At 40.0% G+C, this 14,841-nt stretch carries 9 protein-coding genes; all 9 read right to left on the bottom strand.

What is annotated here, in order from left to right; all coding sequences use genetic code 11:
- Positions 1–103 precede the first annotated feature (103 nt).
- Positions 104–1,009 carry a DUF4999 domain-containing protein gene (locus NBH01_RS16695; protein WP_011107597.1) on the bottom strand — a complete coding sequence of 302 codons (906 nt, stop codon included), beginning with the start codon at positions 1,007–1,009 and terminating at the stop codon, positions 104–106.
- Positions 1,010–1,038: 29 nt separating this feature from the next.
- The gene (locus tag NBH01_RS16690; RefSeq protein ID WP_016267699.1) at positions 1,039–2,220 is read right to left on the bottom strand and encodes a DUF1735 and LamG domain-containing protein; all 1,182 of its coding nucleotides are present in this window, start codon (positions 2,218–2,220) and stop codon (positions 1,039–1,041) included.
- 6 nt (positions 2,221–2,226) lie between these two features.
- Complete coding sequence (locus NBH01_RS16685) at positions 2,227–3,354, bottom strand: glycoside hydrolase family 18 (protein WP_008763540.1); 1,128 nt, start codon at positions 3,352–3,354, stop codon at positions 2,227–2,229.
- 24 nt (positions 3,355–3,378) lie between these two features.
- A complete protein-coding gene (locus tag NBH01_RS16680) occupies positions 3,379–4,923 on the bottom strand; it encodes a SusD/RagB family nutrient-binding outer membrane lipoprotein (protein WP_008765834.1) in 1,545 nt (514 codons plus the stop codon).
- Between the two features lie 18 nt (positions 4,924–4,941).
- Positions 4,942–7,764, bottom strand: coding sequence for a SusC/RagA family TonB-linked outer membrane protein (locus tag NBH01_RS16675; protein WP_250700198.1), 2,823 nt, complete (start codon positions 7,762–7,764; stop codon positions 4,942–4,944).
- Positions 7,765–7,953: 189 nt separating this feature from the next.
- Positions 7,954–9,135: a DUF1735 and LamG domain-containing protein gene (locus tag NBH01_RS16670; protein WP_008765829.1), complete on the bottom strand. Its 1,182-nt coding sequence runs from the start codon at positions 9,133–9,135 to the stop codon at positions 7,954–7,956.
- A gap of 18 nt (positions 9,136–9,153) precedes the next feature.
- Positions 9,154–10,248, bottom strand: coding sequence for an endo-beta-N-acetylglucosaminidase (locus NBH01_RS16665; RefSeq protein WP_074855777.1), 1,095 nt, complete (start codon positions 10,246–10,248; stop codon positions 9,154–9,156).
- Between the two features lie 31 nt (positions 10,249–10,279).
- Entirely contained in the window at positions 10,280–11,920 is a 1,641-nt protein-coding gene (locus NBH01_RS16660) for a SusD/RagB family nutrient-binding outer membrane lipoprotein (RefSeq protein WP_011107593.1), read from the bottom strand.
- Between the two features lie 20 nt (positions 11,921–11,940).
- Positions 11,941–14,733 (bottom strand): SusC/RagA family TonB-linked outer membrane protein, encoded by a 2,793-nt coding sequence (locus NBH01_RS16655; RefSeq protein WP_081013459.1) that lies wholly within the window; start codon positions 14,731–14,733, stop codon positions 11,941–11,943.
- Positions 14,734–14,841 lie beyond the last annotated feature (108 nt).

The following is a 14,841-nucleotide window of genomic DNA, read 5'->3' as shown; positions in this document are numbered from 1 at the left end:
GGATTGTAGCTCTATATAAAAACAAGAGCAAACTTATACATTTTTCTTGTAAGTCTGCTCTTGTCCGATATTTAATTGATGGAAAACTTATTCCATACGCTTATTACCATGCATAAATATAGAACCTTGTGATATCTACGCGGCTGGGAACAGTAATCATCTGATACTTCAGGTAACGTGTCTTAACCCGCTCGTCGAATGTGATAGTCTGAGTTCTTCCTTTAGTATCCCATTGTCCGATGGATACCCAGTCATCTCCATTCTCCGAAGAGAATATTTCCACTTTTGAAGGAGCATATCCGGCTCCCCAATGGGTTGTTTGAACGCCTGTGACGTTTTTAACTTCTTTGAAGTCAACTGTCAACCAGAAAGGTACTCCATTTGTAGCAACGTCATTCGTTCCTGTTCCTGCGACAGAGTTTGATGCCGAATTTTCTACTCCGGTCATAAAGGTGAATATCCAGTCTTTGACGTTGGTCAGTAGCACACTTTCCTTTTTCTTTTCTGCGGTTTTAGAGATTTTCAGAACTATTTCCTGATAGTATGCTGCATTAGTAACTTCCGCCGATGTTGATTCGATATCTGCGATTTTTATTTTCAGAGTATACTCAAGCGCTTCTTTGGTATTTTCCAGATACTTCCAGTCTGTGATGCTCAAAGTAATCGGTTCTGAAGCTGTAGAACCAGCTTTTATCAACAGATTTTTGGCAGACAGATTGATTTTGTTTGCATCTATACCATCACAGGTGACACTATAGTGTACATTTATATCCTGGGTAACAGCTTTTTGTGTTGTAGCCATAAACTGAAACTCAACACTGCCTTCAATACCTTCTTCTTCCACATGCTTTAGTGTAAACGAAGGAGTCGGTCTCAAATAATCTGCCGGCAATAAAGAAACATAGCTCATATCCCATTCGTTGACCGAATCATCATCGCTGCAAGATGAGAAGAAAGGGATCATTGCACTCATGAGTGTAATGATTATTGATTGAAATACTTTATTCATAGTAACTATATTAAAATTGTACCATCATTTTATTTCCATGGAGTAGCTTCATCTGTAGACAGAATCTTATCTATCCACACAGGAGTGACTGTTGTGGTAATAGTATGCCCTTTACCGGTAGCATCTTCAAATACATTACCTTTACCTTCATTGAATCTCCAATAAGCTTCTAATCCCGGAGATTTTGGACTTGTGATAGTCATGTTGTTCTGAATCTGAATTTCCGACCGGCATACAGACCAGATACGGGCTTCACTTACCAAGATTTTACATCCGCTCCACCAGCTACCGCCACTGAACCAACTCATATTACCAAATATACAAGGCCCGCCGGCAACGTCTTTTGAACCTCCGTCTTTACCGTTAATATAGATACGATATTTAGAACCGTTGTATGTCACAGCAAGATGTTGCCACTTATTAGGTTCGAAAGAGTAGGTCGGATTCAGATAGGTTTCATGAGTCTGAATCTGAACTAATGAGTGAGCTTTGTGGTCACTATTGTCGCTTTGCGGATCTTCGAAACGCAATAACAAGCTCTTGCCGTCGCTGCCGGATGTGCTGAATACTGCACGGTTACGATTGGCAGTATTGCTTACCTGGAAACGAACTTCGACAGTAAACTCGTTGTAGGTTTCAGGAGCTTCAGAGAATTTCTGGGCTACGAGTTCTGTACTTCCAACAAATTGCGGGGCGGAAAATTCCATGATACTATTGGCAAGAATCACCAAGCTACCGGTAACAGGCATTACATCAATACTACCTTGTTTTGCTACCAGGCGTACGGGTAAAGCATATGATTCACCGGATGCATTCATTTCCTCGGAGAATGCTTTGATATGTATGGAAATGGGATCTGCATTATAAGCGCCTGCTTTAATCGTAATATTGTCCGGAAGGGTGTAATGGGTTTCCGGCAATGCGATGTAGTTTGTACCATTAGCCTTGTTGTATGCGTCAAGAGCAGCCTGATCTATTGCCAGACTATAGCTGTTGTCTTTCTGTTGTGTATTGCTGATATGCGCGTTCAGTGTGACATTGGTTTCACCGCTGCCCATAACAGTCACTTTGGTGCTTGTTGCAGTTAAAGCTTCTTCGAAGAAGACGTGCGTGTCCAATGTACTATAATTCGCATCGTCACAGCCGATCCATGTACCGCCTGCGATAAGCGATATCAACAAGAAGTTTCTTATGTTTTTAATCTGTTTCATAGTGAATTAATATTTAATTAACGGTTTGGTAGAAGGATTCATAATCTGGATAGCTTTGCGTAGATTCTTGTATTCCGGATTTGTCGGATACTCTGCTTCCATATGATAGCTTCCTACTCCGCCTTTACGGAAACCATTTTTCGGTTGCCAGCGTGCCATTCCTTCCAAAGATTTCATGCTGTTGCCATAACGGTCGGTATAAGGATATCCGCCATCCATAGCAGCATCTACAGCCTCAAAGTTTTCGGTCATGATGGTCATCTTTGTGATTTGCTCTTCGGACATTACGCTACCGTAAGTCTGAACGAGTCCCGGACCTGCTACACCACCGTCTATCAGACGTTTGTCCAGATTGTTGTCATTACCGGGTTTATAGGCCTGAATGATAAAGTAATCAAAGTAAGGGCCTACATCGGGTCTGTTCTTTATACTTTGCGGTTCGCCGTCAATGATCAATAACTTGCCGGTTCCCGATTTAGGACCGAAGTGTTTGCCAAGTTCGTCTACGAATATGAACATTCTGTCATCGTCGTCCACAATGTTACCTTTATTACCATAGTTTGGTTCGTAGTCGATATCGAATCCGTCATAGCCGTATTTGTTGATCGTATCAGCGATAGCATTTGCATATTTGCGGATAGATGCTTCGACGGCTTCTTTATCAGACTCGTCCGAAGGCCAGCCCCAGAAATCATTAACAGCTTCCTGTTGGCTTGCGAATCCCATTGACTCCCAATTGTCATATATATGTTGTGGAGTGATCTGTGTACCTACCGAAGTGATGATAAAGCACATGGTGAAGCGAGTTCCTTTTACTTCTTGACAGAACTTGAGATCCTTCTTTTGCGCTTCTGTAATATTCGACCAATTCCCCCAGATGGAAACGACATCCACGCTATCCGGGATTCCTGCCATGCTGTTTACTAATGAAGCGCCTTCGCCTGTCCAGTTGCCGAACCATCCGAAAGCTTTGGGATGATCAGACTTTTTATATGCGCGCAGGGCTGCATAGTATTCTTCTGAAGGACCTTCGAAGTAATCTTTTGCTTCTGATTCTGTCCAGTCATTACAGCTCACCCATATTGGGGTGCTCAACGCTAACAATAAAAAATATAGTAAATAATTCTTTTTCATATTAATTCTAGTTAGGAGGTTATATTAATTAGTTTTTCCCCACGACAAATCTGTGGCTTCATTATCCGGACCACCATTTTTCAGATACGAAACACCTTGCTGATAATTGGAATGGTTGTTCTGTACTTCCGTGTAAGGGAATCTCAGACGACGCATACCACGCTTGCTGTCTACTCCTGATGGAGACAGATTGTCGATGCAAGGATAGAGTTCCGGATAACCGGTACGGCGATATTCAGCCCATGCTTCCAGTCCCAACGGATAGTTGGCTATCCATTTCTGAGTAATGATACGCTGAAGATTTTCTTCTTCATTGTTGTCATTCCATGCAACGGCAACGGTGTTGGAGATGGTATATGCATGGCCTCTGGGATCATTATTATGTGATACTGTCGGTTTTTCGGTATTTGTCAGATAATTGTCAGGCATTGTTGTGCCGTACTGTTCCATGGAGAGTTTGATTCCTTCTTCATAGTACTCTTTAGCCGATTTATTGCCGACAGACCAGTTCTTCAGTTTGCCTTCCGCACGGAGGAATGCTGTTTCAGCAGCGCAGAATACCAATAGCTTTGAAGTTCCTGTGATGGCCGGTATGGAATAACCTGCAACGTCACTTTTGGCAAAACCATCTTCTCCGGAGCGCATGCCCACATATTCCTGAGTGTGACCAGTGAATGTTGAATGGTTGAAGTATTTAGACATACGCGGATCACCGTATCCGTTCATATAATCAACGATATTGGCATTGACACGCAAATCACCCCAGCTTACAGCTGCCAATTGGTAAGGGTTTGTCTGCGAGCCGCAATCCATCATGGCATTGTCATTATTTGCTTCGATCAGTCCGGCTTCATGAGATGCGGCAGCTTCCGCATTTTCTTTTGCCATCTCCGGATATGCTGTACTGATGCGGATAGCCACCCTCAGTCGCATGGAATTTGCGAGTCTTGCCCAGTTGGCATAATTGCCGCTGAATATAGGGTCGTTGCTGGCGAGCGGTGCGTTACCATTGGTATCTTTGTAATAGTTATAGAGTACGTTGGCAGCGCTTGCAAAATCTTCCATTATATTCTTATAGACTTGTTCTTCTGTGTCATAAGCTACATAGAAGTTACCTTTTTTCACTTGACTGTAGGGCATCGGACCGTAACAATCGGCAACACGCAGCATGGTTATGGCCCGTATCATACGTGCAAAAGCATAATAGTGCCCGCTTTCATTAGTTGCTTCCTGTATCTGGAAGAAATTACCGTATATTTTCTCGAAATTAGTATTCCAGGGACCTGCATTCCAGGCATCACTTTGATTGAATGTGCCGAAGTTAGTGCCGCTCCATACATTCGCACATGTCAGATAGCCTCCTAACTGACCGACCATCTGATCCATCATCTGCGAGTCATTCTGTTGAATGTTTACGATCGTCTCAATCATTGACTTCATCAAAGTAGAAGGGTCAGCTTCATGAATCTGGAATTGATTGGTGTTGTATTCTTCAAAATTACCGGTACAACTCCCGGCAACTAATACCAAAGCAGTACCGACTGTTATATTTCTTAGATATTTCTTCATAATAATTTTCTCATTAATTTAGAATTGTACTTTTACATTAAATCCTATATTGCGCATGCTTGGTTGCATGAAGTAGTCCACATTCATATAGTAGTTACTGGATGTAGAAGCAGACAATTCAGGGTCAAACGGTGCTTTGCAATAGATCATCCACAGGTTGCGTCCTACAAGCCCGAAGGTTACATTGGCTACATTGTTCAGCCATTTCTTGGGAAGTGTATAGCTAAGACTGAGTTCCTGAAGACGGACATTGGTGGCACTGTATAAATAGTATCTTCCGTAACCGCCTTCACCGGTACCGATGGTCTGATAGTATTTCTGTGTATCTACTTTTCCGTTATTCATTGGTATACCTTTATTGTCACGTGCATTTGCCGTGATACTTGATACGCCATAGTAGTCCAGAACACCTTGCGTGGCTGAGTATGCCAGACCACCTACACGTGCGGAAAGTACGACTCCCAGATTGATTCCTTTGTAAGTGAAATTGTTGGTCCAGCCTAAATTATAGTTGGCGTTCAAATTTCCGACTTTGGTAGGAGTCTCTGCCGTATGCATACTAAGTCCTCCGGTCTGAGCATCCACTTTTATATTTCCGTTATTATCTTTGGTTAATTCATTGTACACGTATATGTCGGTCATTGTACCTCCTTCTGTCAAGATTACTCGGGGAGCTACATTCTCTTTACCAAGCCATCCTACAGGCATGTTTGGCATATCGATCAGTTCGCCCGTTACAGGGTTGGTGCTACCGCCTGCCAGACGTTTTACCTTGTTGCGGTTCAGAGTGAAAGTAGCATTTGATGCCCATCTGAATCCTGCCCATTCGTCGGTGAAGCCGAGCGCCAGTTCGATTCCTTGGTTTTGTACATTACCAGTCTGAACGATTGCCTTATTATATCCGGAGGAAGAGGGAATATCTACTTTAAATGTCTGGTTTAAAGTATTGGAACGATAATAGGTTGCGTCCAGATTGAAGCGGTTTTCCCAGAACTTCAAGTTCAGACCGATTTCCCATGATTTGGTTTTCTCCGGTTTCAGATTGTCCATCGGGTAAACTGTCGGGTTTGCCCAGTTGTGAGTCTGGCTGTTATATTCATATCCCGGGTTAGTCAGGTAGCGGTCGAAAGAAGAGGCTACAACTGTGTAAGAACCACGTACTTTTGCATAAGATATGATTTTAGGCAGAGCGAACATTTCCGTCAGTACAGCCGATAAGCCGACAGAAGGGTAGAAATATGAAGACTGATTGGAGAAAGCCAGTTTGGAATCCCAGTCATTACGTCCGGTCAACGTGAGGTAAAGTTGACTTCTCCATCCTAATTCGACATTAGCGAATATACTTTGTACTTCGTCATCGTATCCGTCCGGTAGTGGTTTATAGTTTGCAGCGTAATTAATATTATTCAGTGCAAAGAAGTTAGGTATAATCAGGTCACCAGCAAAGCCGATTGTCTGCATGGAAGTGTGATAAAGTGACATACCTATATTGGTATTCAGACGGAAATCTCCGAATGTTTTATCAACAGTAGCCATTAAATCGGTATATAAAGAACGTTCCTGACGCATAGCATCTTCAAAACCACCATTGACAGAGCAGAAAGTGGCAAGTGTTGAAGCGTATTTTTCTGTTTTGTTACGATAATCCGAGTTGTCCAAATTGACACGTCCGGTGATATTTAACCAGTCTGTAACTTTCCATTTCAGAGAGGCATTCAGCATATAGCGTTTTTTGTCAGAGGTACGTCTGATGCGGTTTTGAGTCCAGTAAGGATTCTGCAAAGACAGTCCGCCGTCGCCATAAGGCCAGTATTGTTTCATAAATCCGTAATTTGTATCGTAACGTTCGTACAGGCGGATTTCATCAAAATTATCTCCGCGTGGAAACAGATACAAAGCGGGTAGGGGATTGTAATATTGTCCCTGAGATACCATATTGGTATTATTCTGTATGATATATTGCGCACCGATATCCAGTGTCAGCTTATCATTCAGGAAGTTAGTTGTATTGCGTGCGGTAAAGTTATAGCGGTTGTAGCTGTTATTTGGTAAAATACCATCTGAATTTGTCGTGGAAGCTGAGAAGTAAGTCTGATTTTTATCGCTTCCTGTCGATAATGTAATGGAGTTTATAATATTACTACCGGTATTGAAGAAGTCTTTCGGATCATATCTTTTATCTGTCAGATCTCCCCAGCTGAACAAGCCTGAACTTGTTCCGTATCTGTTCTGCATCTCAGGCATAATATATGCCTTGGAGAAGGTCGTACTATTGGAAACAGTAAGTGATATCTTTTCTTTTTTCCCTTTCTTTGTGTTAACCAGGACTACTCCATTGGCTGCGGCAGAGCCATAAAGGGCAGCAGCTGACGGTCCGGTCATCATACTTATACTTTCTATATCGTCCGGGTTTAAGTCTGCTACTGCATCAGAACCACCCATTGATCCGTACTGACCGTCACCACCACTTGAACCTGTGTTAAACATAGGTACACCGTCAATCACATATAAAGCATTGTTATTCTTGGTCAATGACTTCATACCACGCATTACAACACGTGTAGCACCACCGGCACCTGTAGCACCGCTGCTTATCTGCACACCGGCTACTTTACCTGCAAGCGAATTGATAAAGTTGGCATCTTTCACCGCTGTTAAAGCTTCTCCCTTTACTTGCTGTACATTATAACTCAACGCTTTTTGTTCACGTTTGATACCCAACGCAGTAACTACTACTTCGTCCAAGGTTTGCGTGTCTTCACCCATTGTGACTTTTAGGGGTTGGGCGTTGGCAAGCGTGATTGATTGGGAGATATGCGGAGTAGTATGAGAGAAGAACATCTCATACTAAATATAACCATTGATATTTGTATTTGATAATTTGTATATTTGTGTAAATATATGAATTGTTGAGTGGATAGTTCTGTCTCTTTATTTATGTTGTTATTATTTACAATGTATAGTAAAAACAAAGGCTGCCTCATTCCAAAGGCAGCCTTTTCTATATGTACAATTTATTGTAGTTTGTTGCTATTCTTGCGGTGGGAATATAAACCCGTTCCCTTTGTTATCATCAAAAGAATAACTTGATGGCTTGGGTAAATTCTTACCATTCTTACTCCAGTCCCAAAGCAGAGTCTCATCCTCTGTAATTTCTCCGGTAGCACTATCCCTCTTCTTCCCATTCAATGGATAATAAAGCAGTAAATTGTCATCGTCAGGATTTACCATCTTCCATATATTCGAAGCTATCTCTTGCGAAGTTCTGGCCGTTTTCCAAAAACGAACCTCACGAATCAGCTCGTTTGAACCACCAATCCAAAAGCCAATCAATCCATAAGGACCTGTTCTGATTTCCCGGTCAGCAACCAGCACTCCGTTCACGTATACATAATTCTTTTGACCATCATATACGAAAGCTAACATATACCAAGTGTCAGGCTGTGCAGAGAATTTGTCAGCGGGAACATCAATCTGAGAGCTTCCCGTCTTAATTTGTAATTGATTAGGGTTAATAGTTACATCACCGAAACGAGTATAAATCTCATCCATAGGACCAGCATTGGCAACCAATTTAGTTCCACAAATAGAACGATTGTTACTTTTGTAACTAGCCCTATTGACCATAACTTCCATTGTCCATTGATCAACTTTGAAATCGTTAGGGAACATTTTATCATCCTCGCTCCCCGAACCACTTCCACTTGTACTTATCCGGAGCGCTTTTGTATTCACTCTTTGCTCAAGTACAAGTAAAGTCTCTTCTTGCCCTCTGATAATATTCACGTCACCTCCTGTAATACGTATAGGCAAAGCATAGTTACCTTCTAGTGAGAATTTTACATTCTTCAAAGAAATAGGAACATCCATCATTGCATAAAGAGGCATAAATGTTATTTTCTGTGAGATCTCATACATCTCTTTAGGAAGTACTATATAGTTAGTTCCATTTTTAGCATTATAAGCATCTAACTGAGCTTGATTACCAGCCTCCAATGTAACTTTTATTTCTTTAGTATCTTGAACAGCTAAAGCTACTTGCAGCCCTTTAATTTCCACATCTTTGCCTTCTTCCACAAAGCTTTGTAATACGCTGTTATTAGCTATATATACTCCTTGCTCACTTTGAAAATCATCCAAAGGATTTTTATATAACTCATTTTGACAACCTGTTAAGAATAACAGAACAGCTAAATAAATATTCTTTTTCATAATAGTCATTCTTTAATATTAATCGAACTTACCAGGATATACCTGATTACCAAAATACAAGGCTTTTCTCAACCATTTGTAAGGAGGGTCATTCGGGTAGTCATACTCCATATGATAAGTACCTATACCACCTATTCTCTTACCACTGGGCAAATCGAGTGTTGCATAGTCAAGAATCTGATTCCCTTCCATACTGTTCAATTCAGGACGCACACTTGTATAATGAGTTATGCCACCAGTTTTCCACCCTTGTTCAAATTCAACGGTAATAATTGTTTTACGCTCCCAGTCGTCCAGATTCGGTTTATTTATTTTATAAATTACAGAACTAGTACTTGATTCCCAGTATGCCTGATAGATGTAATGATCAACCAATTTTGAAGTTTCTGTAGATAAGAGATCCGGCTGACCATCCATAACTAACATTCTTCCAGCAGGACGTAGGCGGGCACTTAAAGTTTCAATGAAAACCTGCATCTTATTATTACCGCTAGGACTGATTGTCTGGTAGTTTGCTAAAGTTCCGGAATGTCCATATCCAGGTTCGTAGTCAATATCAAAACCATCAAGATTGTACTTTTCAATACTATCACAAATAGCATTTGCATATGCTTTTACTCCTTCAATGAAGTTTCCTTGTCCCTTTTCTTCTACCCAATATTGCGTTGCATTCAATCCTTTAGGAGTCAGCTGATCTCCCAAATCTTGAATAATCCAACATAATAACGCCTTTCCTCCTTTCACTTCCTGGAAGAATTTCAAATCTGCTTTCTGTTCATCAGAAAGGTAACCTCTTGTTCCCCAGAGAGATACAAAATCTACACTATCGGGTAACATCTTCAAATAATTTTGAGCGTTGTTTCCTTTTCCAGTCCAGTTACCAAACCAACCAAAGCCTTTCACATGAGGAGTTTTTCTATATTCTCTTATTTGAGCGAAATATTCACGCATGGTCGGTGTAAGATCTTCTTCAGTTTGGGCTTCTATTAGGGGAATCAGACGGTGCATTCCTTCTTGATTCTCAAAAACCTCTCTTTCTTCAGATGTCCAGTCAGAACAGCTTAGTATACTTAAGGCAGATATACCTATACACAAATACTTTAATAATTTCATAATTTTCTTTTCTTAAAAATGAATATCATTATTACTGATTAGGTTGTTTGGGCCTGTTTGAACGTACCCACCATAATTTAGTAGCTCCTATATCTCCACCTCCCAGCAATGTTGGAATTTCAGCCATATTAGGATTGGAATTATAGGCTGTAGGAGCAAATCTAAAGCGTTCAGGAACTCTGCAATCTTCTATTGAGGCGCCAATTCTTCCAGGAGCGGCTTCATCCATAGGTTTCATTAAATATGGGAAACCGGTTCTGCGATATTCGGTCCAGGCTTCCACAGCGTTCGGATATAGTGCCAGATATTTTTGCGTAATAATTTTCTGTAACTGTTCTTCTTGCTTACTCAAATTTCCTGTGTAATCATCCCATTTGGGTGAAGTATTTCCAATGCTTAAATCATGGTTATAAGTGCCATATTTGTAATTACTACCAGTGAGTCCGGTTGGTTTACCTGTTCCTGACAGGTATGTGGCAACTCCACTGACTCCTTGCTCTTGAAATGAAATATTTATTCCTTGTTCATAGAACGTTTTGGGGTCACCACCTATCAAATTGTATAGAGCAGCTTCTGCTTTCAGAAAATAAGTTTCGGATGCTCTGAACCAATATAAAGGAGAATTGGAATCTACTTTCGGACGCGATGCAAATTTTGCAGAATATGAGGTTTCTGATTTAGATTTACTATTCGTCGGTGCAACCGGAAAATAACCTGTTTGCGCCCAACTGCCAGAACCATATGTTCCTTCAGTAAAATATGCACTTAACCTAGGGTCTTTATATCCATCCAAATATCCCCAAATAGTGGCGCCCATTCTTGTTTCGTTATATTCATTGACAGATGCTAACATTGAATTCAGCAATGGCATTTTATCAGAACTTTTGATCTTTGCTTCACTTGAAATATCTTCGATAACACCGCCATTTTTAGGATCTAATGCTTTCGTAATATATTCTTTAGCCAAAGTCTCATCTATAAAATGTACTCTGACAGCTATTCTCAACATTAATGAGTTAGCCAGTTTTACCCAGTTTTGAACATTGCCATTGTATATCAAATCGTACTGAGCCATCACACTATAAGATATTGTATTCAGCAATTCTACTGATTTTGACAGATCAGCCAGCATGCTTCTGTAAACAACTTCCTGGCTGTCGAATTTTGGCGCAATACTTCCATCACCTGCTGAGTTATAAGCAATAGGACCGAAAACGTCTGTAGCTCGCAACCATGCTATATTTCTGACAATATTAGCAATCTCCAATATAGCTTGTTCTGATGGGGAATCCGAATCTTTAGCGATTTCATATATTTCATTCCAGGGCAAAAAGATTTGCGAGTAAAAGTTCTGATATGCATAATTCATTCTACTATCTGTAAAATTCCAATTAGCCTCATTATTAAATCCCCAATTATTATTATTGCCAAAATAACCAATATAGTTACCGGAAGATATCAAATCAGTATTTTGTAAATCATTTCCAGGTCCAGTTGTCAAACTAGGTGAACCTATAGGGATCACTCTTTGCTGCATATTCATGAAACGGGCACCATATTTAAGAGGACCTAATTCCCCATCGGAGACACCGTAAGGATTGGTATTGACAGCTTCATAATCACAAGCTGACATAGAACAAAGTGCCAAAAGCAGAATTATATATTTTTTCATATTCAATTCCTTTATTTATTTTAGAATCCAAATTTCAAACTCAATCCATAAGTAGACTGGCTGGGTAACATAAAGTAATCGTATCCTTGACCAAAAGTACCAGTGGAAGCTGTTAGTTCAGGATCATAAGGGGCCTTATTGTATATCATCCATAAATTAGTACCGTATACTGACAAGCTCAAATTATTAACAGTTCCTTTAAACCATTTATTGGGGAAAGTATAAGTTAGTCTGGCTTCCTGCAATCTCACATTAGTTGCTGAGTATGTATAGTAGGCATCCAAATTAGAAACTGCATCATAATAAGTTTTTGGATCAACTTTGAAATATCCTAATGATACACCACCTGCATCACGTGCATCTGCTGATGCTTCAGATACTCCATATCTGTCTAACATAGCTTGTGTTTTAGATATTACGATTCCTCCAATACGAGCTGTGAACAACAAGTTAAGATTAAATCCTTTGTAACTAAATCCATGCTGCCATCCCAAATTCCATTTAGGGTTCACGCTACCTAGCTTGTAGGGTGAGGTGGTTTCTGTAGTTAATGCCTGACCTGGCTGATAGTCTATATAATTATCACCATCTCTTTTTAGCCATTCATTTGCATATACAGTACCAATTTCTCCTCCTTCTCTCAAACGGAAACGCCCAACCTGAATATCCGTTAAATCTATCAAGGTATTTGTTACCGGATTCAAGACATCACGTGCCAATTGGATTATTTTATTTTTATTTGTCGTCGCAGTGAACGTTGTATTATAATTAAAATCACCAAATTTCTTGTCAAATCCTAAACTTAATTCAAGTCCTCTATTTTGGACATTACCGGCTTGTACAAACATATATTCAAAATTACTACCCAATGTAGCTTTCAGTAACTGATTATATGTATTTGAATGATAATACGTAACTCCGAAAGTTATTGTATTATTAAACCATTTGGAATCAAGACCTACTTCATAAGAACGAGTTCTTTCAGCTTTCAGATTGGAAATCGGATAATATTTAAAAGGTTTAAAGGTTCCTCCTTCAAGTTCGTGAGTGAGAGTTCCAGGAGTTAACCCTGTATAGGGGATCGGCGAACCTACCTCTGTATAGGAAGCTCTGACTTTCAGGAAACCTAAAGTTGGCTCTAATTTCTCTTTAATATTATTGGGTAACAGTTCAGTAACGATGGCAGACAAACCAACTGAAGGATAGAAAATCCACGGATCATCACTGTTTACCAATTGAGAAGGCTTATCGGCTCTCCCTGTCAAGGTTAGGTATAAGGCCGAATTCCATGATAACTCAGCAGAAGCAAATACAGCAAAATTTCTCCTGCGGCTGTCTCCACCGGTTTGACTTGCGGTGCTCTGCGTCGGGTCTATATTGCTATATACAAATTTATTCGGTACTAATAGCAACTGCCCTCCATATCCACGTCCTTTTGTATCATATTCTTCGAAAGAAGTTCCTGCATTGATCGTAGCATGATAGATTTCAGCAAACTGTTTATCGAAGTTTACCATTATATCTGCATATTTCTGTCGAAACGTCTCGTTAGAGTATGTATAGCGTCCGTTTGTACTAGCATATGTGTTTATGGTAGATGCATAACGTTTATCTTCCTTTTCAGTATATGTATTATCTAAACGTACACGACCTGCCACATTCAAATAGTTGGTAATATCGTACTTTAAAGAGGCATATAACATATAACGGTCTTTTACTTCCGGACGAATGTTACGATAGGCAATCCAATATGGATTTTGTATATCCATGCCAAAATCTCCGGGACTCCATTGCTGTTGAGAATATCCGAGTTCACTATTATAGCGTTCAAAATACTTCTCTTTCTCAAAATCTTCACCGCGCGGATATAAGTATGCGCCAACAATTGGATTAAAATAAGTTCCATAAGAAATCATATTGTTATAATACTCACGTATATAACTTGCAGATGCATCTAATGTCAACTTATCATTCAAGAATTTAGCAGTATTTCTCAATGTCACATTGTAACGGTGGTACTTGTTATTGGGGACAATACCATCAGAATTTACAGCAGCAATCGAAAAATAAGTCTGATTCTTATCGTTTCCGGTTGAAAGATTAAATGAATTATTAAAGGTTGCCCCTAATTCAAAGAAGTCTTTAGGATCATACGATGATTGATTTTCCAGTTTATCTCCCCACGAATAATAGTTTCCTGATATTCCATATCTATTTTGGAATTTAGGCATTGTGAGCGGTGTCATAAACTCTACTGAAGAAGATACATCTATACGCATTTTTCCAGCTTCGCCTTTCTTCGTATTGATTAAGATTACTCCATTTGCTGCACTTGCTCCATACAATGCTGCAGCAGACGGTCCAGTCAATACTGACACACTTTCAATATCATCCGGATTGAAATTGGCGATACCTTCACCTGAAGTTCTGCCGCTTCCGAATCCTGTTCCGTCGCCAGTTCTGTCAGCTTGATTACCAATTGGTACACCATCAACTACATATAGAACATTGTTATCTCCGCTAATAGATTTGTTACCACGCATTGTAACACGAGTACTACCTCCTACACCGGAAGCACTGCGTTGTATATTCACACCAGCCACTTTTCCGTTTAGACTATTGACGAAGTTAGCATCCTTTACGGAAGTTAAAGCATCATTGTTAACTTTCTGCACATTATAGCTAAGTGCTTTTTCAGAACGTTTGATACCCAAAGCAGTAACAACAACTTCATCCAATTTTTGTGTATCTTCCCCCATTGTTATTTTCAATGGCTGGGCATTGGTCAACGTGATTGCTTGGGAGTAATGAATTTATAGCTGTTTTCATACTTCTTTATGTTCTATTTTTAAGAATAGCCAGGTAGTCAAAGTCTATGAAATCTAATAAATAGCAAAAAAATGTATAATTTATTGCAAGAT

This window comes from Bacteroides sp. B1-V-101 (assembly GCF_023656585.1).
GTDB classification, from domain to species: Bacteria; Bacteroidota; Bacteroidia; order Bacteroidales; family Bacteroidaceae; genus Bacteroides; species Bacteroides thetaiotaomicron.
The sequence above is the reverse complement of the archived record's forward strand: the minus strand, read 5'-3'. Positions and strand labels throughout refer to the sequence as shown.

Excerpts from the sequence above, each read along its gene's own strand:
- NBH01_RS16675 (WP_250700198.1), bottom strand. The coding sequence starts at position 7,764 with ATGTTCTTCTCTCATACTACTCCGCATATCTCCCAATCAATCACGCTT.
- NBH01_RS16660 (WP_011107593.1), bottom strand. The coding sequence starts at position 11,920 with ATGAAAAAATATATAATTCTGCTTTTGGCACTTTGTTCTATGTCAGCT.
- NBH01_RS16665 (WP_074855777.1), bottom strand. The coding sequence starts at position 10,248 with ATGAAATTATTAAAGTATTTGTGTATAGGTATATCTGCCTTAAGTATA.
- NBH01_RS16670 (WP_008765829.1), bottom strand. The coding sequence starts at position 9,135 with ATGAAAAAGAATATTTATTTAGCTGTTCTGTTATTCTTAACAGGTTGT.
- NBH01_RS16690 (WP_016267699.1), bottom strand. The coding sequence starts at position 2,220 with ATGAAACAGATTAAAAACATAAGAAACTTCTTGTTGATATCGCTTATC.
- NBH01_RS16680 (WP_008765834.1), bottom strand. The coding sequence starts at position 4,923 with ATGAAGAAATATCTAAGAAATATAACAGTCGGTACTGCTTTGGTATTA.
- NBH01_RS16685 (WP_008763540.1), bottom strand. The coding sequence starts at position 3,354 with ATGAAAAAGAATTATTTACTATATTTTTTATTGTTAGCGTTGAGCACC.
- NBH01_RS16695 (WP_011107597.1), bottom strand. The coding sequence starts at position 1,009 with ATGAATAAAGTATTTCAATCAATAATCATTACACTCATGAGTGCAATG.